The 25,765-nt window shown below is 54.9% G+C and carries 15 protein-coding genes; 7 read left to right on the forward strand and 8 right to left on the reverse strand.

Features of this window, described 5'->3' with window-relative positions; genetic code table 11:
- The first annotated feature begins 150 nt into the window (after positions 1–150).
- The 3 genes from CMUST_RS09960 to CMUST_RS09970 are packed head-to-tail and all read left to right on the forward strand — an operon-like array spanning position 151 to position 6,014.
- Positions 151–2,511: a hypothetical protein gene (locus CMUST_RS09960; protein WP_047262392.1), complete on the forward strand. Its 2,361-nt coding sequence runs from the start codon at positions 151–153 to the stop codon at positions 2,509–2,511.
- Complete coding sequence (locus tag CMUST_RS09965; RefSeq protein WP_047262393.1) at positions 2,508–5,177, forward strand: hypothetical protein; 2,670 nt, start codon at positions 2,508–2,510, stop codon at positions 5,175–5,177. Before CMUST_RS09960 ends, CMUST_RS09965 begins: the two co-directional genes overlap by 4 nt.
- A gap of 12 nt (positions 5,178–5,189) precedes the next feature.
- The gene (locus CMUST_RS09970) at positions 5,190–6,014 is read left to right on the forward strand and encodes a DUF6138 family protein (protein ID WP_047262394.1); all 825 of its coding nucleotides are present in this window, start codon (positions 5,190–5,192) and stop codon (positions 6,012–6,014) included.
- Here CMUST_RS09970 and CMUST_RS09975 read toward each other — a convergent pair.
- The 4 genes from CMUST_RS09975 to CMUST_RS09990 form a co-directional block, all read right to left on the reverse strand.
- On the reverse strand, positions 6,011–9,499 hold the full coding sequence (locus tag CMUST_RS09975) for a hypothetical protein (RefSeq protein WP_047262395.1): 3,489 nt from the start codon (positions 9,497–9,499) through the stop codon (positions 6,011–6,013). The two genes, CMUST_RS09970 and CMUST_RS09975, sit on opposite strands and share 4 nt — an antisense overlap.
- Before the next feature lie 111 nt (positions 9,500–9,610).
- On the reverse strand, positions 9,611–13,087 hold the full coding sequence (gene smc / locus CMUST_RS09980) for a chromosome segregation protein SMC (RefSeq protein WP_047262396.1): 3,477 nt from the start codon (positions 13,085–13,087) through the stop codon (positions 9,611–9,613).
- A gap of 83 nt (positions 13,088–13,170) precedes the next feature.
- Positions 13,171–13,461, reverse strand: a complete 291-nt coding sequence (locus CMUST_RS09985) for an acylphosphatase (protein WP_047262397.1) — start codon at positions 13,459–13,461, stop codon at positions 13,171–13,173.
- Between the two features lie 24 nt (positions 13,462–13,485).
- The gene (locus CMUST_RS09990) at positions 13,486–14,946 is read right to left on the reverse strand and encodes an alanine/glycine:cation symporter family protein (RefSeq protein ID WP_047263553.1); all 1,461 of its coding nucleotides are present in this window, start codon (positions 14,944–14,946) and stop codon (positions 13,486–13,488) included.
- 126 nt (positions 14,947–15,072) lie between these two features.
- On the opposite strand from CMUST_RS09990, the gene CMUST_RS09995 reads away from it, so the two are divergent.
- The 4 genes from CMUST_RS09995 to CMUST_RS10010 all read left to right on the forward strand — a co-directional run bounded on the left by CMUST_RS09995 (position 15,073) and on the right by CMUST_RS10010 (position 20,148).
- Positions 15,073–15,948 carry a hypothetical protein gene (locus CMUST_RS09995; RefSeq protein ID WP_047262398.1) on the forward strand — a complete coding sequence of 292 codons (876 nt, stop codon included), beginning with the start codon at positions 15,073–15,075 and terminating at the stop codon, positions 15,946–15,948.
- A 48-nt stretch (positions 15,949–15,996) separates the two neighbouring features.
- Positions 15,997–19,086, forward strand: coding sequence for a hypothetical protein (locus CMUST_RS10000; RefSeq protein ID WP_047262399.1), 3,090 nt, complete (start codon positions 15,997–15,999; stop codon positions 19,084–19,086).
- A gap of 100 nt (positions 19,087–19,186) precedes the next feature.
- The gene (locus CMUST_RS10005; protein WP_158408222.1) at positions 19,187–19,708 is read left to right on the forward strand and encodes a CPBP family intramembrane glutamic endopeptidase; all 522 of its coding nucleotides are present in this window, start codon (positions 19,187–19,189) and stop codon (positions 19,706–19,708) included.
- Positions 19,705–20,148 (forward strand): hypothetical protein, encoded by a 444-nt coding sequence (locus tag CMUST_RS10010; RefSeq protein WP_047262401.1) that lies wholly within the window; start codon positions 19,705–19,707, stop codon positions 20,146–20,148. Before CMUST_RS10005 ends, CMUST_RS10010 begins: the two co-directional genes overlap by 4 nt.
- 142 nt (positions 20,149–20,290) lie before the next feature.
- Here CMUST_RS10010 and mutM read toward each other — a convergent pair whose 3' ends face one another.
- The 4 genes from mutM to CMUST_RS10030 all read right to left on the reverse strand — a co-directional run bounded on the left by mutM (position 20,291) and on the right by CMUST_RS10030 (position 25,563).
- A complete protein-coding gene (mutM, locus tag CMUST_RS10015; protein ID WP_047262402.1) occupies positions 20,291–21,148 on the reverse strand; it encodes a bifunctional DNA-formamidopyrimidine glycosylase/DNA-(apurinic or apyrimidinic site) lyase in 858 nt (285 codons plus the stop codon).
- Positions 21,127–21,906, reverse strand: coding sequence for a ribonuclease III (gene rnc, locus CMUST_RS10020; RefSeq protein WP_047262403.1), 780 nt, complete (start codon positions 21,904–21,906; stop codon positions 21,127–21,129). The genes mutM and rnc overlap by 22 nt, the downstream gene beginning before the upstream one ends.
- Positions 21,903–22,433 carry a YceD family protein gene (locus CMUST_RS10025; protein WP_047262404.1) on the reverse strand — a complete coding sequence of 177 codons (531 nt, stop codon included), beginning with the start codon at positions 22,431–22,433 and terminating at the stop codon, positions 21,903–21,905. Before CMUST_RS10025 ends, rnc begins: the two co-directional genes overlap by 4 nt.
- A gap of 544 nt (positions 22,434–22,977) precedes the next feature.
- Positions 22,978–25,563, reverse strand: coding sequence for a fibronectin type III domain-containing protein (locus CMUST_RS10030; protein WP_047262405.1), 2,586 nt, complete (start codon positions 25,561–25,563; stop codon positions 22,978–22,980).
- Between the last annotated feature and the right edge of the window lie 202 nt (positions 25,564–25,765).

Below are 25,765 nucleotides of genomic sequence, written 5' to 3' on the forward strand. Positions count from 1 at the left end.
TTTCCGATTACACCGTTACGGTTTCAGTTCCGTTATTCAACGGTACTGAATGGGGACACTCCTACCCCCATATGAGTGGATCGGTGCAAGGTCATGTCAGGGTGCCCAGCTAGGTTAATTCACGTACAACACGATCCTCATTAGGACGATATGGTGAAGCTTAATCCACAGTTATTCGACGCAGTTGCGGTCTTTCGTGAGCTTGGTTGGGACGGCGCCGAGGTTAGCGATGTTCTTTCCCTTCCGCTAGGTACCAGTGCGCAACGCGCACGTGCTGTAGCTGGGTTGCAATCAGGGCAGTGGTATCAGCCGAAAACCGACGGGCATGCGTACTGGTATGAGGGATGTACCGGTGTCAGAGAAAAGCTCCTGGCATTATTTGCGGTTCGCTGCGGGGTGACCCCGTCGCGTGCTGCGGAGGTTTTAGAAAGTGTTGATACCGCCGTTATCGCGGCTGTGGTTGCCGAACGCGGCGCCGATTTTGCTCAGGATTTCATTGCGTGCTGCGGTAGAACGCGCCGCCGGCTGTGGACGAAGGGCTTAAGTACATTTGGCACGGCATTGGTTTTCCTCGTTCACGATGCTCACTTACCGGTGCCTCAGGACGTGGAATATCTGACCGATTGGTCGATTGTTGCTGCGCGGCAAATGTTTCGGGTGAATTTCGAGGAAGCCGCCTCCCATCATGTTTTTCCGCCGAAAAGCACACTTCTTCCCCGGTTTTTAGAGCACGTCCGCCAGGCCATAACCGCTGGTGTGGCGATCACCGGGCCATTCGGCATGGTTTTCACATCTGCTACACGGGTGGGCAGGCTTGAACGGGAAACTGCTGTGGACTTGGCGTTTTCTGGCCTAAGTACCGCGATCCGACCCAGCGAACGCAAAGAGTGGGCAAAGATTATTGTGTCGGAACTTCGTTGTGACCCCACAGAGATGCTTGGACGGGTGGACGAAATCGTGCCACTGGTTGCAACCGGCGAAACTACCTCGGTGGAGTCTTTCGGTATACCGCTGCTCTCGCTTGTCGACGACATGGTGCTGCCGGACCTTGCTCTCGCCGCCCTGTATGCCACTGCGAAAAAGACGCTGCACCGTGTCATTCGTGCGCTTGCCGATCGACCGGTTCCTAGCGCCGCTGTGATCGATGCCCTCCAGCCACGGCTGTCGGAGCTTGCTCAGGACGCATCACATAAAGTGGCCGCCGATCTCCTTGCTTCGTGGGGCAACCAGGTAGAACCTGAGCCTAAGGTGGAACCTGCGATCGTGGAGTGGCCGGAAACCCCGCCCGTGTGGCAGCTTCCAGCATTTCACTGCGACGATGTGGACGTCGATAAGCTCGTGGTGCTTGCCAGCAGGGATTTCTGGCCCGCCGACGTAGAAACCGAACGGTTCTTTGCCGCACTCATCCGGCTTGCCCATACCGATCTTGCAGCAACCCGCGCGGCGTTACGACGGTGTGACATACATCGAGCACAGTGGAAAGATTTCGATGAGGAATTCTCGTTGCATGACGCCCGCACTAACGCCTTGCTGGCCTGCTACCACCAGATACCGTGTAGTTTGAGCACCCCCAGCTTCGTGGACCTTTCGATCACCGTCGCCGATTTCGCACAACGCGTCCGCGAATACGCTAAGGCACAGGTGCCGGTCTTGCTTCCTGATCTCGTGCTGGCGTTGTGCCGGTTGCGCGACGCCGAAAACGCCTCGTTAGTAACCATCGACCCCACGGTACGGATTAAACCAAAACATGGAATGCCGTTTCGGGCGACCGTGGCAGAGGTTTTCACATCCTTTACCGCGAAACCGGTGGAATCATTACCGAAACGCAACCCCCGATGTGAAAGATTTTTCCACGACGACGATCAATCATTCATGGCATCGGTGAGTGAGTTATTGGAACTTGAGTCCTTTAGCTGGTGCGTTGATGCAGACCACACTACGTTTCCAACCAACCAGACCGTGAGCGGGTATCAATTGCTGTGGGAGAAAACCACTAATCGGAGTCTGGCCCACCACGCGCTGCAAGTGGCGCGGTCAGAAAAGCCGTTTGCCCCACACGTGGCGATCAATCTGCTGGCGGTGTGCCGCGCAACCACACCAGAAATCACCGAACAGTGCGTCACCGCAGCACTTCACGCATGGCAACGCGGTTTGATTCGCCCTGGCGCCACGGATTTCAGTTGCCTGGATTGGGCGGAAAAGCCCAGCAATGTGCCAAGTTTCGTGGCGGCACTGGTGGAGCTTTCACCACACGGCCTGCTTCCAGTGACGTGGCTAGTCTTTGATCAGATCCTTGCCTATTCCGCTAGGCAACCACGATTGATCCCAGGAACTGAGCAGGCCCTTGCGGCGCTGGAGAAATTTTTGCCCAGCGTAATCGCGGCAGTCTCAACAGGACACGCACCACGGGAGGTACTGACATTGCCGGGGCTTCGGGCAGTTGCGAACCGGCGTGGTACAACGAAATCAACCGTGGCAGCACGACGGATTCTCCGCAAGGTGGAGGGATGAACCAGATGAACATCAATCCGAAATTCTATGATGCAGTGGCTATTTTCACCGAACTTGGCTGGGGAGAAGCGGAAATATCCCAAGCGCCTGTTTTGCCGATCGGCAGTCCCGAGCAACAAAAAGCGGTGGTTTTCGGCTTGGAGTCTGGGGATTGGCATCAGCTCGTAGAAAAACCGTCCGGGGCAGTGTTCTCGGAATTTATTGCCGACGTTGATGAAGCGATGCTGGCGCTTTTTGCCATTCGGTGCGGGGTTTCCGCCCGGCGCGCTGCACAGATCCTCGTGCCATGCGACACGGAAATCCTGTCCGTAGTGGTCTCCCAGCAGGGGAAGAAGTATGCCGCTGTTTTTATTTCCGAGGTTTCGCTAAAGGATTTTCGCCGGTGGGAACACGCGATTTCCACTTTTGGCTCAGCTACGGTCGCGCTGGTTGCTCAGTTGGGACTACCGGTTCCGCACTCGCTGGAATATTGCAAAGACTGGGCGGCTATTGCGGCGTTTCGCTTGGCGGGGATTAAAGTTCCCGGTGCGGAGTTCTTCCCCCATCATGTATATCCAAGCCGTGACATCGTGACCACTCGGCTAGCTGAGCATATTGCCGCTTGCCTTGAGGTTGGGGTTCCGGCAACCGGCCCGTTGGCGGCGGTGATCCCGGCGGCAGTTCAGCTTGGTGCCATTACCCGCGAGAAAGCTATTGATTATGTTTTCTTAGCGCTCGACTGCGCGAACCGTCCCGCTGACCGCAAAGTGTGGGTCGATGTTCTCATCGTGCAGCTACGTGTTAGCCCTTCCGAGCTTGGTGCATATGTCCAGCAAATTATCGCCTGCGCTCAGACTGGTGAGGCACCTGTTATCGAAAAGCTGGTAGTGCCGCTGTTTCCGGTTGCCCATGCCGCCACGGTGTTACCAGAGCTGGCGCTTGTGGGGCTATATGCGAAGACGAAGAAATCCCGGACGCTCGTTTTACAAGCACTACGCGATATCTCTCCATCGCCGCAGTTTATCGACGCTTTATCCGCCCGGCTTGGTGAGCTCGCGACCCAAACGCACACTACCGAGGCAACGCTTGCTGCTGAGCTTCTTTCCCGGTGGAATATCTCCCCTGCCCTGGATTCGCCACCTGACTGTCTGTGGCAGCCCACCCCGGATTCGTCGCAGTATTCCGGGATTTCCGTCGAACCTGACGACGTTAAAAAGCTAGAATCAGCAATTTTGTCATTGACTTGCCAGCCGGTAATCAGTGTTGATTCTGCCATAATCGAGTTTTTACGTATCCTTCCGCAACTATCAGACCAACAGATAGCCAGAAGATTGCAGTGGGTAGATGACGGACCTCCTGACCTGGGCCTTAAGGCGCTTGGTGTGGTAGTTTCCGTTCCCACTATCGGCCCGCACACAGCGATGGCGCTGATCGATAGTCAACGAAGCGGTAAGCCGAAGGTTACCGCAGATTGCGCCACCGCACTGGAATTGGCTTGGCAACGTGGCCTTTTGCTGCCGGGGGCCGCCGATTTCGCGGGTTCTCACGTCGGCTTTCACCATATTGGCTCCCTTGTTACTGTGCTGACGCAGCTAGCGGAAACTGCTGGCATGTTGTCCATCGTGTGGCCACTTTTCGACGCCATGCTTGCTGCCGCAGCCACCTCACCCCGCCTGCCCGCTGGCACTACCGATGTGGTCAGAGCCGTTGCCCAGTTCTTGCCGCACGTTATCGACGCAGTCCAGGCGGGCACGGCTTCACCTGCAGTGATTCAGCTGCCGGGCGTTACCGCTATCGCCCGGAGGCAAGGTAAGTCGCAAGCTGTCGTTGCAGCCCAGAAAATCCTAGCAGCGCTTCCAGCACCCGCCTGTGATGATTCATCGCCACCAGCTGATCCGCTTATGCCCAAATCGGAGTTTTCGGTTCTGTGGCCCCGAGGCGCCGGGGAGCAACCTGCGTTACCGGATGGGGTTTGTGTGAGCATGTCACTTGCGCCAACAACAACCACGGCAAACACCATTACCTGCACATTGGACGTGCCGGGTTACGAATCGCCATTATTCTTCTTACCTAGCATTGCACTGTTTAAACCTGAGCTTTCCAACCCGCTGGTTTTATCCACACGTGAAGAGGGCGAACCAGAATACGCCTGGCTATGGTGGAAAGATGGCGTGATGGCGGTGATCGACGCTGCCGCGGTGCGCGGGATAACGACTGAGGAATCCTCACCGATACCGGATAGCTTTACGACGGTTTTGGTCGCATCACTTTCCGGCGATCATGATGTGTGGCTTGCCCGACATGCTATTGAAAGCGCAATCAAAGCTGGGCGGTTTGGTGCTGCTGCCATAGCTAATGCCATGCGGGGGTTATTACCATGCCCCGATTTTTCACCCGGCCGGGCATTATATGTGCTTGAGCACGACCCCAGTTTGATGCCCACGTTGTGGCCGATGATTACCGAATCGCTAAAATTTGCTGCCAGCGAATCAACCCCGCCCCGCTGGATCTCCCGAATTTTAGATTGTGCCATCGACAATGCTCCGCTTCTTGCCACCGCGACCATCCAGTCGATCATTCCAACCATTGAATGGGACGCTGTGGCAAAATTGGCTGCCGCCCCTCGGAAAACTGCTACCCGAACCAAGTCGCAACGTCTATTATCAATCCTGCCCGTTGAATCATGACCGCATACCACCATGTCCGATAAACAGTATAAAATTCCCGCAACCGTAGATTTTTGTTCTGATTCTGTCACGGTGACAGCCGAGGTTGATAAGGCGCTGATCACCGTGCGTGTAACAAACGAATCTGAATCGGCGTACCGCACTGCCTTCGAGTGGATTATCCACGTTTTGTGTTCCGCTAATTTCCCCGACAGCTACGCGGTGGAGTACTCAGGTCCCACATTGAGGTTTCTAGCTATCCCTCACCTGCCTAAGGCGGGTATCAACCAATTATGTGCCAGTGCAGCTGCCTACCCGAATCTGTTACCAGTGCTTAAAAAATACGCCGAATGCGCCATCGCTGAGCACTGTCTTTATACCAATCTCACCGGTTCGGATCGGACGATGCCTGGCGGATTCGCCGTCTACGCACTAGGTATGGCTGATTTCGATTGCGAAGGTCTCATCATCGATTACTTATGTTTGTTAGACGGCGACGGGCTGAAAGCCCCGCAAACAAACAACAAGGATTTCGTACTCGCCTATATTCGCCGCTACGGTTTTACTCCCCGCGCATTACGCTATTTTTTCACGAGCCTGATTAATATCGACGACTTCTACGAACCAGGATTCGCCCAGCTGATTGCCACCGAGGAAAGCATTGCCGCGCTGTGCGCCCTTATATATCAAGACGAAAACTCCTTACCGTTCATTTCGCCGCGCGGTTTACGGTTTATTTTCGGCCCCACCATCGAAGCAGACCCAGCACAGTTTATCGCTTCCGCCGAACCAGCACTTCGTAGCGGTTACCAACAGATTGTGGACCACTACGAAAAATGGAGTGCAGTTCTTAGCTAGGCAATACCGGGCTTCGTCAGTGCCAGCACGATTGCGTCGGCGGCAACGATGTCGGAAGTAACCAGGTCTGGAACAATGTCGGCTAGTCTCGCCCAGGCAGGGGTGGCGGCATCGAGGGTTTTATTCGAAGTGATAAGCCCATGCGCGGACATCCGTGATGCGAGTGCTAAGACGAGAGAAACAACTGGCGCTAATGACCAAATGTTTTCCTTCGAGTCGGTGTCCACCCCATCGAGCTTGTCGAAGCGAATCCGGGCAAGGGCATACAGTGCCTTATTGGAGCTGCGCAGCGTCCGCAGCAAAGTGACGGCGGAGGAAATTAGTGTTTCGGAGCTGAGCAATTCCCGCAGCTTGTCGCGGGAATTGAACGATTCAAAGACCGCGAGCAGCCGGGTGGAATCATCCATGACGGCACCAGGGACGATGTGCTCACCGAATACCTGATTGAGCAAGAACCGTTGCTGGGCTGGGTCCATGCCAGCGACCATGACGGTGGATTTATCAATGCATGCGGTATCCAAGGTGGTGTCGCGGGCGGTTTTGAGTGTGTCGATCAGGTTCGTCCCAGCCAGCGCTGAAATCTGCCCCAGAAGCTCTTTGACCTGTGCCTTATCCTCTTTGGCGTAGCCTTCGGTGCCGTAGAGGTCGCTGAGCTCACCGAGCAGTTCCAGGCTGCCGATCCAGGCGGCAAGGTGGTAATTGGCTTCCTGGTTCTCGTCGGTTTCATCAGGTGTGCTAAACCGGCACCGCACCAAACCGGTTTCGATGAATCGGCCTGGCTGTTGGTGTGAGTCAACGAGTGATTGGGACAATCCGCGCAGCGCTGCATTGGGGTTTGCGTTAAAGACGGTGCGTACCGCGTTTATTGCTTCTTGGCGTTGCCCGCCGGAAGCCAACATGTCCCACAACACCGGCATGACAGCATCACCTGTGGGAACCTCATCCGATTCACCAGACATGAAGGCAGACAAAGAACCCAGCCCACCATCGTTGGTGCCGAAGAACCCTGGCTGCTCAACAACTGTTGCTTCCGGGCCCGGTGCCACCGGGGTGCGCAGTACGGTGAATGGGTCACGGGTATGCAATTGCACGATGAGGTTGCCTGCATTGACATATTCGTCGGGCAACGTCACCGAGTTGTCTGTGATGGCGAAAGTGTCAGCGGGTTGCCACGGTGCGGTTTCCGGCCAGACCCACACGCCAAGATTGGTTGCGCTCTCCGGGTGCTCATGCTTGACGACGATCTGCTTCCCCTCAAGTGTAATGGTCGCCGGTTCGGTGGTTTCCACGTCGGCTAAAGCAACGGAGATTCGTTTATCCGTGGCGGGATCGGTCCATTCCAAATCCACCCGGCCCTTGGGGAGGATGGTTGTGGTCGAGACGATGTTCTTCATCGGGGCGATGTAGGTCAAGCCGCCGTCAAGGGTGGTGAGTTTAGTGGTTTTCACCGGCTGACCGTGGTGATTGCGTACGGAGATTTTTGGATCCCCTAAAACGCCCGCGCCGCGTACCCGCACCACACCGTCTATATCAACCATGCGTGGGTGTATGGTCATTCGGCTGGCTCGCCACATGGCGGGTTCGGTAAGAAGCGGAAATTCAAAATTAAGCCGTGGTGGATTGAACCGAAGTGGCAGTAAGTCGCCTTCGTCGGTGGATACGACAAAATCTGCACCAGGCTCATTGGATTTAACAACGGCGTGGGTTGGCTCGACGGCAAAAGGTTTATCGCTGGGTTTGACGATGAGTGTGGATTCGCTAAGCCCGCCACTTGCCGGGATACGGAAGGAACCGCACAGCCCAGCGTAGGTAGTTACGGTACGCATCCCTTCAACGATGGCAAATTCGTGCCGGAACGATTCATTGCGCGGCCCCCGCATCCGCACAAGGTATTCACCCACCCAGGGGGCGTCGTAAAGCTCCGGGTCGAATACTTCGAAGATACCGCCCTCGGCGGGCACTTCCAGCGGCTCCGGTTGCGTGATCTCTTCGCCCGCGGTGCCCACCCCGGCGAATGAGGAAATGGACAGGTGCCACATTTCGGTGCGGCCCGACGGGGTCGGCGGGAATTCCGCCAACAGCGACTGGGAATGAACCTTCAGACCGCCGGTTGTGGTTACGTGCGGGGTGGCGTCATCGGGGGTTCTAAACATCACGCGCTGGCGGGGGTCAACCACCCGCAATAGGTTCAGATCCGGTTGGGCGCCAGGCTCCAAGGCGATCAGCGAGTCAATATCGGTAAGCGAAAGATTGTGACACACCCACCCGTCCCAACCATCGATGCTAAACGACGACTCCGGCGTGATGTCGTTTCCATGCACCACATCCACGAGTCGGGTTTCTGCTGGAACAAGGGCGCGAAGTCGCTTATGGTGTAGTGACTTTTTATCGGTAACCGAACCGCCACGTTTGTTAAAAAGCAACAATGGGTCTTGCGTGTTGACCACCGGAACGTTCCAGGTAATACCGTTGGCCAAGTCCTCCACGGTGACTTCCCGCACCGCTTTAGGCAGGGTGATATCTAAGGGCTCGGAAAACCCGGTAACATCCCCCCAAGCGCGGCCGGTGCGATATACGGTGGTTGAACCTTCCAAGCTCACCCGCCACGTGATTTCCCCACGGGCGGGAACCCGCTGTTCAGGCAAGCGCAGACACACTTTTTTGCGGGTGGAGTCGAGGATAAGCCGCGGACGCATCTCACGGTTGGCCACACCAACTGCGGATTCCCGATCCTCAGTTCCGACCGGGCGTTCCCGTAATTCCGCGACCACTGCTTCATTAAGGGCTGTGGGAAGTTTCGGCTCAATATGTCCCCGGCCACGATCGAACCAACTGTGTGGGTGACTAATAGTGAAATTCCGTAAGGCTATAACCGCATCGAGGTAGTGTTTCGCTATTGGTGAAGCTGCGTAGAACCCAGCAAAATACGTCGGTAGCGCAAACGTATCCGCGTCAAATTCCTCAGTTTCGACTGCGCCTAGCGTATTATCCAGAACCTCAAGGAGCTTGGGCACTTCGGTATTAATGATGCCAGCATGCCAACACAGGCTGGTAACTGGATCGACGCCCTGGCTTGACCCGAAATCGGCCAACCCCATTACGCTTAAGTACTCCCCTAGTTTTGCTTCCAGAAGAGAATCAATCTGGGGGATATATTCGGCAGCTAGCTGGAGTCCACCAAGATACTCAGCGGTGAAGGTTTCCGGGTCTACCATTTTGGTGGCCCTACCTACCATAGTGGTGATGAAGGTTGCAGGGCTCAACCCCACAAGGGCGGATAGGTCTCCACCGGCTTTTAGCTGCCGAGATAAGAAAATCCCATAAAGTTTCTCAATTTTTTCTAGCTCATCGCTGGACAAATCCACGCTGGCAACAATGGAAATTGTGTCGTGGCTGAGTTTTTGCGACAACTCCAGTTCACTTTGGGTGGCCCACCCTAACAAGGAATCGGTTAAGTCTTTGATGGGGTGTTCCAACTCGCTCATGAATGTAGCGTGCCCTTTCGTTGTCTAAGAAATCCTTCTACCAGCCCACTATAAGCCGAAAAACAAGGCAGTAGGCACCGAATGTATTATTTGTTTCTACTAAGAGTCAACTTAAGATGATGGGGTCATTCGCTGTGAAATCACCCGGGTCACTCCGTCCCCACGCATAGTCACCCCATACAGCACATTTGCCACATCCATTGTTGGTTTTTGGTGGGTGATAACAATCAACTGGGAATCTTTACGGAGCTGCTCAAACAGCGCAATCAGCCGCCGCAGATTGACATCGTCAAGCGCGGCTTCCACTTCGTCCATCACGTAGAACGGACTCGGCCGGGCCCTAAAGATCGCCACTAACATAGCCAAAGCTGTGAGCGATTTCTCACCACCGGATAGCAGTGATAATCGCTTCACTTTCTTCCCCGGCGGTCGCGCTTCCACCTCGATTCCGGTGGTGAGCATACTTTCCGGCTCGGTAAGCACCAAGCGCCCCTCGCCGCCCGGAAACAGCGTGCTAAAGACCTGCGGGAATTCCGCCGCCACGTCATGCCAGGCATCGGTGAAAAGCTGTAAGATCTTCGCGTCAACCTCTTCAATCACGTCGGTTAGGTCTTTCCGCGCCTGCTCCACATCGGCCAATTGGGTCGCCAAAAACTCGTAGCGCTCTTCCAACGCTTTGAATTCCTCCAGCGCCAGCGGATTCACCTTGCCGAGCGCCGATAGGTCCTTTTCTGCCTGCCGCAACCGCGCGGTTTCTTCCGCCAGATCGAAATCCGGGCCGGGACTGTAGTCGCGGATGATGTCGGCAACCGGAACCCCTAATTGCTCTACTAATTTGGCCTGCGCTTCCTCCAACCGGACTTGCGCCTGGCTGCGCGCTATCTCTGAGTTGTGCGCAGTATCGGTCAACCGGTTAAGTTGGGTGCGCAGCGCATTAACTGAATCCTTGGCGGTTGAAAGTTTTGTCTGCAAACCAGTCCGTTGGTGGTGAAGTTCATCACGATTGGCGGTTGCCCGCTCGGTGGCATCAAGGGTTCGGGCATAGAGGTCTCGCGCACACGTTTCCACCACCTTGGCAACCTCGGCTTGGTGGCGTCGCCGCTTGTTGGCCTGCTCGTGCCGGGCTTTGGCGGCTCGCTCGTGTTCTGCTTGTCGACGCAGATTATCGCCCTTATCTCGGATAGCCTCCGCCCGCTCCTCCGTGGTTCGAACCTCAAGACGTGCTTCCATCTCCATTGCTTTAACCTGCGCCAAAGCCGCCGCCGCCTCATCACGGGCCTGGGTGGAAGGTTCTTCATCAGTGGTGTCTGATTCCACCCGTGCCAATCTGTCCGTGACCTGAGTTAAGGACTCGGAAAGCTCGGCTACCCGCAGCTCCGCCTGCACCGCCTGCTGAGCGGTGCGTTCATGTTCTTTTTTATTGGCGTAATACTGGGCTTCCAGCCGCGACTGGTCTTTCCGCAGCTGTTCTAACACTGCTTCCTGCTCCCGTAATGCACTGGTGGCACCGGCTGCCGCTACCCGGCTTTCAGCTGCTGTTTGTTTCGCGCCTTCGAGGGTTGCCGACAAACCGGTCAATTGGCCTTGGATTTCGGCTAATTTCGCCGTGTCTGCATCGATCTCGGCGGCAAGCTCCACCGGCGAACGGCTTCCTTGGCCTAGTTCCGCCCAGTTATGCCCCACGATCTCCCCGGCCGGGGTGACCGCCCGCAGCCGTTCATCGGCGGTGACCACGGCCAAGGCGTGGTCAAGCGTGGAGCAGAAAACAACATCGGCCAGCATCCGATACACCGCCGACCTCACGGCCTTATCGACGCAGACGTGCTCCAAAAGCCACTGTGCTGCGCCGGGTAGGGTGGCATCAATGTGCCAATCGGACACACCGGTAGCGGGGTCGGTGATAACCACCGCCGTACGCGGAATAGCGGTGGCTGCCTTAAGGACGTCGAAAAGCGAGCGCGAACCAGTGACCGCTTCCGCACAGCTGCCCAGCGCAGCGGACAACGCCTTGTCGACGCCCGCCGGAGCACCCGGTTTCGGCTTTACATAGTGCGCAATGGAAGTACAGTCGGCCCCATCAAGCACCTCAGAAATCGGAACGGTCTCCTGCCCCACCTGTTGGCTCAGCGTGTCAATCCGCGACTGCAACCCCGACACGTTTCGCTCCAATGCGCGTTGTTCATCACGCAATTGATCCAATCGGTTCTCCGCCGCTTCCGCCTCCGCAACGCTACGGATATGTTCGTCCCGAAGCGGCTCAAGTTCCAAAACTAACGCATTAATCCGGTCAACGCATTCGCGTACCTCCTGCTGCGCTACATGGGTACGTTCCAGCGTCGATTCCAGCAACTCATCGTGGCGGGCAACCTCGTCCCTCGCCGCCTTAAGCTGCGCCTGAACAGATTCCTCCTGCGCCAACAGCCGAACCACACCTTCCCTGCGATCCGCAATCGCCCGGACCTGTGCCAAATGCTCCCGGTCTGCTTCCTGTGCAATGGCCTCGCGCTGGTAGACCTGCTCTTGAATGCTTTCCAGCCGCTCCGCTGCAATCGCAGCTTGCGCCGCCAATTCCTCATACTCGGCATCGGCACGCTGCGCTTTAGCCACTAACTCATCCGGATCCGGTCCAGTGTAGGCAGTCTCCTGGAAACTATTCTTCCGATCCGCAGCGATCCGAATCGTCGCGGAAATCCGCTCCACCAACGACGAAAGTTCAAACCAAATCTGTTGCGCATGCTCCGCCTGGGGCACCACCAACTCAAGCTCATCCTCGATCGCCACCTGCGACTCGGTTGCGGTTTCCAATTGGGCAGTGACATCCTCAACCTGCTCTAACAGCATACGCGCCTGCGACTCGGCACTGCCCAATGCTTCCTGCAGTTCCACCAATCGGTGGCCAGCCAGTTTCAACCGCGCATCCCGCACATCTGCCTGCACGGTTGCCGCCCGGCGCGCTGCCTCTGCCTGCCGGGCGAGTGGTTTCAACTGGCGCCGTAATTCTGCGGTGAGGTCGCTGAGCCGATCCAGGTTCGCTTGCATGCTCACCAATTTGCGTTGCGCTTTTTCTTTTCTACGGCGGTGTTTTAACACACCTGCCGCTTCTTCGATGAACGCCCGTCGGTCTTCCGGCCGGGATTCGAGGATTTGCGCCAGCCGTCCTTGTCCGACGATCACGTGCATTTCTCGCCCGATGCCGGAGTCGCTTAAAAGTTCTTGGATGTCCATGAGCCGGGCTTTGGTGCCATTGATTTCGTATTCACTGGCACCGTCGCGGAACATGCGCCTAGTGACGGAGACTTCGCTGTAGGCGATGTCGAGCGCACCGTCGGAGTTGTCGATGGTGAGTGTTACTTCCGCCCGGCCAAGTGGTTTGCGGTCACCGGCGCCTGCGAAAATGACATCTTCCATTTTCCCGCCGCGCAGCGTTTTTGCACCTTGTTCCCCCATGACCCAGGCTAGTGCGTCGACAACGTTGGATTTTCCGGAGCCGTTGGGGCCAACAACGGCGCAGATGCCGGGCTCGAATTTTAGGGTCGTCGCGGAGGCAAAGGACTTAAATCCTTTAAGCGTCAGCGACTTCAAATACACCCGTGGGATTGTAGCAAAGGCTACGGGTGTTTCGGTGGAGCACCACGGCTAGGCTGGTACAACCACCGCAATATCTGGGGAAGCTAGCGTACCTCGAAGCCGGTTATTCCACGCGCCGGGTTCCATTGGTGTATGACCCGTTCTACTGATCCGGGGCGGCGGTAGGTGCGCACTGCGTCGGGGATCTCAAGCCGGTGCAGCAATTGTTCGCAATCTTCTTGTGCGCCTTCTACAACAACACAGACCCGGCCGTCGATAAGGTTAGTGGCGGAACCCGATAGCTTAAGTTCTTTCGCCTGACCATAGACCCACCAGCGAAATCCAACGCCTTGAACAAAGCCGTGTACCCACGCCGTGAGTCTAATGTCAGCCATGATTTGTTTCCCTTTAACTTGGTCTTATACTTCGGTGACGATCTTGCCGCCCCGACGGCACACCGCATCGGAGCCATCCCAGCACTCGACATTCTTCAGTTCGGGCAGCATATCCCGGTGGAAGATCGGATCCAGTCCTTTGCGTTTCTGTTCGTTGTAGTTTTTCAGCAGTTTCACCGCTACTCCACCCAGCGGCACGATGGCGATCAAGTTAATGACCACCATGATTGCGGCAAAGGTGTCGCCCAATGCCCACACTAACGGAACCGAACCTATCGCACCGCCTAGAACCCACAGCATGACAAAGGCACGGAAGCCAGTCATCACGGCTTTAGATTGGGTGAAAAACTCCAGGTTAGCCTGGGCGAGATAATAATTACCAATGATCGAACTAAAGGCGAGGAAGAACAAAATGATTGTGACGAAGTGAATGCCCCACTCGCCAACCTGCCCAGCTAGTGCTTCCTGGGTCAACGATGCGCCGGACACTCCTTCGCCGACGGCGGGATCGCCAAGCAGGATGATGAATGCGGTGAGCGAGCACACCAGGAGGGTATCGAAATACACGCCGAGGGTTTGAACCAGGCCTTGTTTAACCGGGTGGGAAACGGTTGCGGTAGCAGCGGCGTTCGGCGCAGAACCTTGGCCTGCTTCGTTGGAGAACAACCCCCGGCGCATACCGTTCATAAAAGCCGCACCGACGGTGGCACCAGCGATCTCTTTCAGGCCGAATGCGTGGTAAACGATTTCTTTGAACATTCCCGGCACCTCAGTGATATTCATCGCCACAACCACAATGCCGACAATCAGGTACAGCACGGCCATAACTGGAACAACAACCTGGGTGAAGTTAGCAATACGGTGAACACCACCAAAAATAATGATGCCAGTCATTACCGCCAGCCCCACACCGATAACAAATTTAAAGGTCGGCGAATCAAAACCGACGGATGTGGCCACAGATTCCGCGATGGAATTGGACTGAATGGCGTTATAGACAAAACCAAAGGTGATGGTGATCGCAACAGCGAATACATAGGCAAGCCACTTGGCGTTCAACCCGCGGGTGAGGTAGTAGGCTGGACCACCTCGATATGTGCCATCGCCTTCTTTTGTTTTCCACAACTGCGCAAGCGTTGCTTCCACGAAACTGGTGGCGCCACCCAGCAGCGCGATCATCCACATCCAGAACACCGCGCCGGGCCCGCCGAGGGTGATAGCGACGGCAACGCCTGCAACGTTGCCTGTTCCTACCCGAGATGCCGCTGAAATTGTGAAGGCTTTAAATGAGGAGATCCCCTCCGCATCGCTTTTTACTTCGCCGCCACGGTCGATGACGGATCGAAACATTTCTGGAATCATCCGGATTTGCACCACCAAGGTGGTAATTCCGAAATATAGTCCCGCAGCGATGAGCAGATATGGGATTACTGTCCAAATATTGTCGTTAACTGTTTTAGTCACGAACTCCTCAAGTTTTTCCATGCCAGTGATGATACAGGTCACACCTTAATTCCTGAACTGTTTTGATCACTGAAAAGAAATACAGCAGGTGAGATATAACATATTTACCCTTATGTATTGTCGGCCAGAGAGATACACTGCATAGATATGCCCTCACATCTTGCGCGATATGTTCAAACGATCAAACGTTCCGTAGCGCTCGCTGCACTGATTGATGAGGAACTTGAGCCTAATGCCGCTGCCGTAGCACACCGATTGATCGAAACATTAACGGAAACTCCGCACGATCCATCCGACTATTCCCGCGAAATATACTCGCTCCTAATCGAAATCGACATGGCGCAATCGACCCTTGGTAGGCCACTATCCCCAGCAATGCAGGCGTTTTTACATATCTTGGAGCTCAGCACAAATCCACCAGATATTAATTTCGACGACCAGCGCACACTGTTGGATGACTGTTTAGACAAACTACCTTCCGATTCACTGCTTAGCACCATCGTGGTGGATTTCGCCGAAACCGCCACCAACGATCTCATCACCGATCAGGGCAGTTTCGTCGCCGAGATTTCCCAGGGGCACGCCGAATGCCATCAATCACCGCCGTGTTTCGATCTGCCACCCCGCTTTTCGACGCTTCCCCGCCTCAGGTTGCAGTTTCGGGCATGGTTGCCGACCGACACCTTGCCCTCCCCCGCCCTGTTATCCGTTAACGCAGACGCATCCCAGCTGAACGTGTGGGAGGTAGCAGGTGGTCGGTTCCTCCTGGGCGAAGCAAACCCATCGCTTAGAGAATCCACCTTCATCGCCGAGATCACAGCCGATGACGGTTATCTCACCGGCGCGGAAATCCTGTGGAAAATCCACCTATTGCTAAAAAACTTTGATTGTGGCTTTCATACTTTGTTTGAGCGATTAGTTTTTCTTGGTGAAGATGAAACCGTTCCGCTGTTTTTCTTAAGCTGCTGCGCTACCTTCGACCCCACAGGGGAACCATTCGCAGATAAATTCCCACCGCTGTAAACGACCTGCGTATAGTCCCTAATCAGTAGCATCGAAAGGTTTGAGCACATGATCACCCATGCGCTTTATCATCACCCCAAACCGCATTTGGTTCCGGCGATAACCGTGCTTTTTAGCTCACCGCATTTCGCAGATCCGGTCGTGCGCATTATCCCCCAGCCATTGGTGGAAGCAGAGGCGGAAATGCTCGGCGCGTTGGGGTTAACCGCTGCCCACCCAGAAACGGCGGTGGGTTTTACCGCGACAACCACCACGGGGTTTCCCGCATGGGCGATCCATATCGATCCACGAAACGCCCATCATGCGGTGGCGGTTGCGCACCACCTGTTGTGGTTGCGTCGGCAAGCACCCCAGTTGACTGCTCGGGTTAAAACTCGCATCGGTGATGTCATTTCTTACCTAGATAGTTCCGCGCCGCATTTTCTTCCGTCGTTTCTTGAGGACGTCGCCAGGTTCTTCGTCGCCGGCGGTAATGCCAAAGCCGCGGCATCGTTTTTCACCAAAGCCCGCACCATTGAACGCACCCACAGTCTCGACATTCACCCGGAACGACACGAGCAGGTATTGAGGGAATTTGCGCATTATGGGGTCATTTCCCACGATATCCTCATCGACGAAATCAAAAACGCAGCACACCGTCACCCAGCATCGATTGCCTACAACTATGCGTTAGCGTTGATCTCTACCCAAGCCCAGGCGGGCACGGCCATTAGACAGCAGTCACTGCGCCAGCTGCAACTGTTAGCAGAAGCAGCTGGATTACCGAAAGCTAAGGCTAACCGAGAAATAGCGTTGTCGCTCGCCGCCACCGACGGTTTAGCGCACTCTCCTGATCCCGTCACCCGGCAGGTAGCACGAGGTTTAATAGAAGCCCCCACGATTCCGCACCGAGTTAGCGACATATTTGTCCAGGAAATCCCCCATTGGTTGGAATTTCCGGACTACGTTTCCGTTCTGCGCCGCAGCGAAATCTGGCAGCAGTTGCTTTCCGACGACCAGGCGTGTCGGGACTGGTTACAGATGATTTTTACTACTGCCAGACACAGACCAGACATATTAAGCACACCCATTCCGGACATCTTTAGCCTGATAAACACCCACGGCCCGGCACTTGCCGGGCAACGCATCACCACCCCGGTGTGGGGAATTAATCCGGACTATTTCGATGCTTTGCTCGCGGTGGAAGTGCGGTGGCAGCCGCGCCCTACCAAGCGTCAACCGAAAGCGATCTCGTTCGCGTTGTGGCTTGAAACCGGCACCCGGGATCTTGCGGCATTGCTTTCTGTCTCTGGACACACTGAACTTCTTTCTAAGAGTCTATCCGGATTGGGCTACCCGATTGCTCCTAAGACGAAGAAATTCACCGCCGACGACCAGTCACGCATTTCTGCCTGGTTACAGGACAGACGCGCTGAACATCACGGACAACCGGTGAAGGGGAATAACTCGGCGCAATCGGCCCCTAGTGAAGCATCAACAGGCAAAGACGTAACAGGTGGGGACTTCCCAGCAGTCAGCGAAAAATCGCGGTTGGCCTTACGTTTTCTATTCCGCGCGATTGATATGGATACTCCGTGGGATAAGGCTTGTCAACACGCCGCAGGTCTGGCCAAGGTTCTGAGCAATCCACAAGAATCCGGCAGGTTGGATCGGAGGATGGGGCGGGAAATCATCCGGTTTATGTTTGAGGAAGAAACCGCGATTCTCGGCAGATTGGTCAGCCCCCATGTGGATTCCAAGACCCGCGCCGAGCTGTGCGATTTCTTTTCCTGGCTTGCCCGGATTGGGTTACTAGGCTGTTGGGTCGGCGAATACTATTCCAAATCAACCGCGGACGGCCGCCCAACCAGCAATGTGTGGGATAACCACCGCGCCGTTTTACGCTACGACTTTGGCTATGTTCGGATTACACCAGCTACGCAGGAAACCGATCCTGTCGATGGTTTCATTGCCCGAGATGGATTTCTCGCCGCCATCGACCGTATTAGGCAACTGGACAGTTCTGGCGAACCCGCTTGGTTCGAACCCACTGTCCATCGGTTGGCAGCGGAGACAGCTATTAATCCGGGGTTGTGGCGGCTGGCGCTGAGCGGAATTTCACCAGCATCGGTTGCTGGTTACCACGTGAAGTGGGATAAGGCCGACCAAGATTTACTTAGCGTAACCGCCACCGAATTGAGCCACTTATGGGATGCGAATCGGTCACTGTGGAACACGTTCCACAAACTCTTGGCGGCTGGGTGGCGGGATAAATACCCAGATAACGGCCCTGATACCACCCGCATGGTGCAGTTATGGCAGCAGATGTGGGGGCTGCCATGGCTGCACGTCACCGACGACATGTTTGCCATTCCGATCGTACGACAGGTTCTCCAGTGGACGCCGGAAGCTGCGTTTCGTCGTGATTACGTATTTGAGCGTAATGGCGGCATTCACCAAGGCGAGCTTTTTCAGTTTTATGTCCATATTGCCCACCTAGTTCCCGCCGGAAGCGAATGCGCCACGGTGCTCGCAGATCGGATCGAAAGTTTCGCAGACTACACCACGGGTTCCTCGACCATTGCGTTGGGAGCGCCCTATGACCAGCTGATTCGGCGCGGTATCGAGGCAGAGATGCTTTCACCCAGGTTGGTGTCCGAAGGATACCTTAGAGACTTAGTGGTGCATCTGCGCACTGGTACCTCCGTTGACGGGTTCGCGGAAAATCCCCTGGTTTCTGCACCCAGCGTGGTACGGGATGTCGAAGCCGAATTGCAGCTCTCCCCCGCCGCTGCCCAGTATTATTTACAGGTACTCGCGCTTTCCCACCCGACCGACACAGAAGTTAAAAGATGGAACGGCTGGACGAAGAAACAACTGGAAGCCGCCGAGGCGGAGCTTAGCCGACGGCAGCTGGTGGTAACAGCCAAACGGGCAACCGTTGGCCGCAGAGTTTTCCTCCCCGGCGGGTGGCTTGGGAAAAGCCCCACTGGCCCAGCCATGGAAGCGTGGAAAGCCTCGCTGTATCCGCTGTGGAAAAGTGATAAAACCCGACCTATTGTTCCCGGTTGCCCGCCGCTCGTGCCGCTGCACGTTTTGTTCCAGAATGCGTGGGATCGGTGCAGGCAGGGGGATGGTCCGCGTTATGAGGATCTGTAACACATCTAGCCCGTGTGAATATTTTTCTTCGCTAGAATTGAGGGCAAAAGACGTAGCGTGAATCTAGGTGAGAATCGTGCCGATGGTAGCTTTATGGTGTGTGCCGGTCATAATTTATTTCCTGGTGCAAGCACGGAAACCGCAGAAAACCGCCCGCGACGTGTGCGCCACTCTTGGGTTGCAGCCGGGCACCAAGCGAGGTTACGGCTATGCGGCGCTCATCTTCGTTGTCTTTTTCGCCCTAAGCGTCGGTGCCCTGAAGCTACTGCCCACAGAACTGCTTAATAGCAGCGGCACCACGTTCGGCCGGATCACCAGCATTGCCGCCGGAATCGCAGTCGTGTTGTTGGCCGCTGGGGAGGAACTTTTCTTCCGCGGGTTGATCGCAGGCGTTGCTTTTCGACGTTTCAGCTTCCCTATTGCCAACCTCATCCAATCGGTATTGTTCTTCCTCCCCCATCTTCTACTTTTAAGCGTCGACCTGCGATTTTGGCCCCTCCTGCCGCTTCAATTCGCAATTGGTTGGGTGCTAGGATGGCTGCGGTACACATCCGGGTCGATTCTGCCCGGGGTGATCATTCATGTGCTAACGAACGTCCTTATTGGTTTTATGATTTCATGACCTACCACCATGCTGAACAAGCGGTTATCGCCTGGGCTGATGCGGCTGACGTCTCGGATTTAAAGTCCACTGCACGTGCTGCGCTATCAGCATTAGCTGCCCTGATCGGTGACAAGGACTATCCATTAACGAAAGAAGCTCACGTCAGCCTGCGGGCGGTAGCCGCTGACTTTCCCACCGCCACCAGCGATGAGATTGCAACATGGTTAGAAAGCATTGATGAGGGCGATCGTGATCCGGGCAATATGGAACCGGAGCCGTTCTTTTTCCTAGCCGCGCTCAACCACTACAGCAACTTCCTAGCCAGCCACGACTCCGACCACTGCGTCGATGTCCTCATTCTGCTGCTTGACGCCGTAGATCATTACGACGATGATCCACAGCTTATGGCAGGTTACCTAGAATTGGAGTTCTTGGTTCGGGAATATGCCCAACCATAATGCAGTCTCGTTCCGCATCCGAACATTATTTGCCACAGTCGAAGAATCAATAGGACGCAATTTATTTATCGGTGACTAAATATCAAACCCGGGTGGTTGTGTCTTCCTCGTTGTTTAGTCTCACTCGTCACCGTAGTCATTGTTAAAGCCGTTGGCACTGGGGGCAGAAATGACTCGATCGGTTCGTGAATTTCTCTTTGATTATTTCCGTTCCGCAGCGATCACACGGCTTGTTATGTTGACCGTAGGCGTTAAGGCGCACATCGAAATATCCCGACTCGCCATTGACGTTGACATAAAGCTCGTCGAAGCTGGTGCCGCCTTGTTCCAACGCGGCCCGCATGACGGTTTGGCCGGCTTGCAAAAGGTGCGTTATTTTCTTCTTAGAAAGGTTCGATCCGGGTGTACGCGGATGGATTTGCGCTGCCCAGAGCATTTCGTCGGCGTAAATATTGCCGATACCGGCGACGATCTCCTGATTGAGCAGCAGCTTTTTAATCTCAGAATTCTTCGCTGAAATCCGCCTGCTTAGCTTGTCCATATCGAGTTCCGGGTCTAGTAAGTCCCGCGCAATGTGGGTGATCGTGCTAGGAATGACACCCGTTCCGACGTCGACAAGCGTCGTCGGCAACCAGTAACCGAAGGTGCGCTGGTCGACGAACCACAGCTGGGTGCCGTCGTCAAGCGTGGTGCAAATGCGCGCATGTGTTGTTGGCTGCACGTCGCTGTCTTTGATCAGCATCTGGCCGCTCATGCCCAGATGTACCACCAAACACGGCTGATCCGGGGTGGAATTTCCCAGTTCTAGCCATAAAAATTTACCCCGCCGCCGAACCTGCTGCACAGTCTGCCCCGCTAAAGCGGCGATGAGTTGGCCCGCGCCGCCGTCGATACCCCGAATCGCGCGCGGGTGTCGCACATCAATATCGCGGAAGCTTTTTCCCACCAAGTGTGGCTCTAAGCCCCGGCGGACGACTTCTACTTCTGGGAGTTCTGGCATGCGATCAGTTCGGCCCTTGTCTTCGGATCGTTGAGCTTTTGCAATCCCTGGTGGGCGCCAGCTTGTTCCGCCAGCTTCTTATTAGTTCCTTCCCCAACGCCGATGACTTTGTCGCACACGGAAACCGTGGCGGTAAATAATTGCTCGTGCTCCGGGCCAACCGAGGTGGCTTCATAGACCGGCATGGGTAATTTATATTCCGCAAGGCGTTCCTGGAGGGCGGTCTTCCAATCCTGATGCAGCCCCGTTGCCGAAGCAGTATCTATCTTGTTTTTAAACAGCCGCAACACCACGGCACGAGCGGGTTCAAAACCGTGCGCCAAATAAACCGCACCTAACAGCGCCTCAGTGGTATCCGCAAGGATCGAATCCTTATTACGGCCATCGGTAATCAACTCCCCCTTGCCCAGCAAAATATGTTCGCCTAAGTTGATCTCACGGGCAATATCAGCCAAGCCGTAACGGGAAACAATACTCGCCCGCATCTTGGAAATGTCGCTTTCCGCCCGGGTTGGGTATTGCGCATAAAGCTGCCCTGCCACCGACAATCCCAAAACGGCGTCGCCTAAAAACTCCAATCGTTCGTTGTTCGGCAACGTGCCATTCTCATTGGCAAAAGAGCGGTGCGTGAGCGCGAGTTTGAGAAGATCCTCCGGGATATCTATCCCCAATGCTGCAATCAACGGTGTGTGATCGGTGCTGGAGAACACCTGGTCGAGCGCTTCGGTTCCGGTAAGCCGGTTCTTTTTCTTACTCACAGGAATTTCTCCAAACCAGCCCAACGGGGATCAACCTTTTCCTCCTGTGCTTTCTCCGATTCCCCATCCGGCGCTGGGGTATCTTCGTTCGTGCAACCATCCGGACACACCGGGTTGAACGGCAACGTCATTCCTGCCTCATCTAACACGGTTTGCAGCAAGTCAATGTGGTCTTTTTCCACCAACGGAAGTTCATCGTCTTCATCCTCAGCCTCGTCGCCTTGGATAAAATCTTCAGTCAGCGCAAAGACCTGGGTGACATGAAGATCACTTTGCGGCGTCAATGGTGCCAAACAGCGCACGCATTCCCCTTGCAGCTTAGCCGAAATATCCGCATCGACCATGACCGCTTCTCCAAGCGGATTTAAGGTGGCAGAAACGGTAACTTCCCCACCTTCGGGGATTGCGATCATCGCCGGCCCGATACGGGTTGGGCTTAGTCCGGTTTGGGTGCGATAGTCGGTAATGCCATTGCGTATAACGTCGGCGACATAAAAAACAAAGGGAGATTTCTTTGTGGTATTCATCGAGATTCAAGCATACTACCTGCCCGGCCAAAGACAATGATCAATCCATCAGTCTGCAGAGCGGACACATAGCCAGCGGAAATATTGCAAGCTTGCCTGTCTGATTTAAGACACTGCGACTAAGGCGCTATGCGTAACGCAACGTCTGGGGTATCGAAGGCGCAAACGTGGCCTTTTGTACGCTTATTCTTTCATTTAGTTCGTTGATTCCGTTCACCTGAGCCCATCGCATGCTGTGGTTTTAGGGTTCATGGCCGAACAACTCGACCTTTTCATTACCTAAGCCACGAAACCAACCACCACGTCACGAAAAGGTCGAGTAGCCCGTACATGCTACACCAGCTACCTGCTTATGCCGCAGGTTATGAAATTAGCCCGAAAACTTCAGCACCACTATCGCATAGGCCAAGTTTTGGGTTGTCATGGTATGGATAGAACCGAATCCCTTGCATAAAAACCACTGCCGCACCACAAAAAGTTAGTTATGGTGCTATAGCAGTGGTTTCATTAGAGTTTTGGTTCTTAGTGGGAGCCGGTGTCTTGTTTACCGTAACCGTAGTCCATTCAAGAACTGCGGGAACATGGTCATAACCGCACCCAGTGCAGCAGCTATCGCGGCCAAAACTCCGAGAACGCTACCAACAATCACCCATGGCTTCTTCTCCTTAGACACCGAACCAGTATCAGATGGTTCCTTCGGACCTGGTGCGGGAGCGGGAGCGGACGAGGTCGGTGTGGTGCTTGACGGGGTTGTTGCACTGGTGGTTGGGGTCGTTGTTGCTGTAGTAGGCGTGGTGGTCGCGGTGGCGGATGGGGCTACTGATCCGGCAACCTCCAATGGCAAACTGCTGTCAAGCGACCGGTCGGTTTGTGACAATGCATGTGCTGCAAAGGTTCCAATCGCCCACTTTTTCTTCGGATCGAGGATTCCTGCTGGAATCCGCAGATCAACGGTGAATCGGCCATCAACTATTGCCTGCGAACGCACCCATTCAGCCACGGCGTTTCGAGCGGTAGGCTTTTGGCCAGGCTTCCACGTGGAGGTGTCATACACCACCACATAAACACCCTGTGCCGCACCATCACCGACATAGCCGGAACCGGAAACTTTAACAACAGCGTCTTTAGTGGAATCGACCTTATTGTTATCCACGGTTAGCCGCGGTTGAGCAGCAGCCGGGTCTTTGAACTTCAGTAGCGCCCGAGCTTCGTATTTACCGCCATGTGATGTCATGACGGTGTATTTTTTGCGTGGATCAAGAGTGCGCGCTGGAATCAGTAACTTGTGCCGGAAATTTCCGTCAGTCACCGCAACCTTGGTTGCAGCAAACCGAGGAGCTGCGGTTTCAGCTTCGACGACAAACAAATCAACTTCCGAGATGCCGGTATAGCCGTGTCCAGTTACTTCAATGCTGGAATTGTTGGATGCATCAATGCGGGTATCCGCCAGGGAAATTTCTGCATTTTCGTCTTCAGCAGTTGCACCTGCGTCGAGAGTGACGCTTGCGCTTGGAGCAGAGGGTGCGGAATAGCCTGCAGCATTGCGGGCTTCTATCGTAACGGTGTAGGCGACCCCAGCTTTAAGATCACCAAACACAACACTGGTCTCGCTCGCACCGAATTCCTTAATCACTGGTTGGGCGCCACCGTTAAGGGTTGCACGGTAACCCGTTAGCCGACCGCCACCGGTATCAGTTGGGTCAATCCAAAACGCCTCAACCTGCCCAGGTACTCCGGTGGCACGCAGCGTGACACTCGTAGGTGGCTGTGGCTTGGTAATTTCAGGTGCCTTGATTTCCACCACATTGCTGCGGACTGGGGTGGAGAAGTTTTGTACCAAGAAATCCTCAGAGATATTTGCCTCAACGGTTGCAACGTATTGGCCTGGACGCTGGTTGCCGAATTCCACTGTGCGGATATTAGGACCCTTTGACAGTTGGGTGAGGTAGTTTAATTCGCCTGACGGTTGCACCTGGAAAAGTTTAATCCGGTACTCAGAAACCTTCGTATTCCCCTGTGGTGGATCCCATGAAACCACGACGTTATCGGTGTTAGCGATTGCTGCCTTGACATTCGCCACAGGTTGAGCCTGTAATTCCAGCGGCACTGCTTTGTCAACCCTGCGATCGGTTCCGATTGCCGAACCACCAGCAATCGTTCCGATGAGGTAGTCGGCACCGGTGGATTGATCGAAGGAATTGGCATCAATCGTGATCTTCTTGGAAAAATGTCCGTCGTTAATTTCAGAAGGAGCGACCACAAAAGACCTGCTAAAAGCAAAGTCTTGGGCGGAGGGGCGTTGGCCTGGTGTCCACTTTCGGCTATCCCAGACGACGATGAATACCCCGTCTGTCACTGCGCCGCCAGTGTAGCCGACACCAGCTACCGTGAACTCAGTTGTTTTTGTCGCATCAACTTTGGTTGGAGTGACTGTCAGTCGTGGACCGGCAGGATCAGGGGTGACAGCTATCGGGTCAGATGGTTGAGATTCTGGTGAGAAACCTTGACTATTTCGATTGCGCACAATTGCAGTGTAGGCTTGACCTTGGACAAGGCCAGAGATTTCCGCCGTACTGGTTTCCCCTTCCACCAGTTTTGTTATATCTGCCCCGCCACCGTGTGGCCGCAGGATCACTTCAGATCCAGTAATGTCACTGCCACCGTTGGAATTACGCTGCCACTGAACCCGTGCAACCCCACCGCCAAGCAGTTCAAAAACAGGAGCATCGGGTGCCGCAGGCACTGTTATCTCACCAGTTATCTCGACCTGGGCAGACCGCACCGGCTCGCTATGCTGGGTCGCCGATTGCCATGCCGTTACCTGCACGTAGTAACTGCCTGGCACCGCAACGGTAAAAAATGATTGGTTGTGGACGGTGTGCAAGGACTCTCCAACCACCGCACCGTTTGCCACAGAAATCAGTTCGGCCGTGTAGTGATCTGTACCTTCTATCGCATCCCATTCTGCGGCGATGGTAGTACCATCAACTCGCAGTCGGATTTTTGTTGCTTGTTGTGCATCGGCTGCGGGTGGAGTTTGCGCAAAAGCTAGCGGCTGAACCATGCCCAGGGCCAAAGACAAGGACGTTCCCAGTGCTAACGCAGTAGTTCGCCAGGTATGTGAAGACATATTGTTCCTTCCATGTTGTTTTTCGCCAGTAGCTTAAACCCAGGTAAGGCTCACCTTCAATCGATTTTTAAAATAAAACAAATAGATACCTTTGATTTAAAGTAGGTTTACCTTAGTTTTTATTGCGATCAGGGTAAATTTAAATAACCAATTTCGGGGGCGATGCAGTAAGCGCTTCACAATCGCCACCAATATAAAGAGA

The organism is Corynebacterium mustelae, from assembly GCF_001020985.1.
In the GTDB taxonomy this organism is placed as follows: Bacteria; Actinomycetota; Actinomycetes; order Mycobacteriales; family Mycobacteriaceae; genus Corynebacterium; species Corynebacterium mustelae.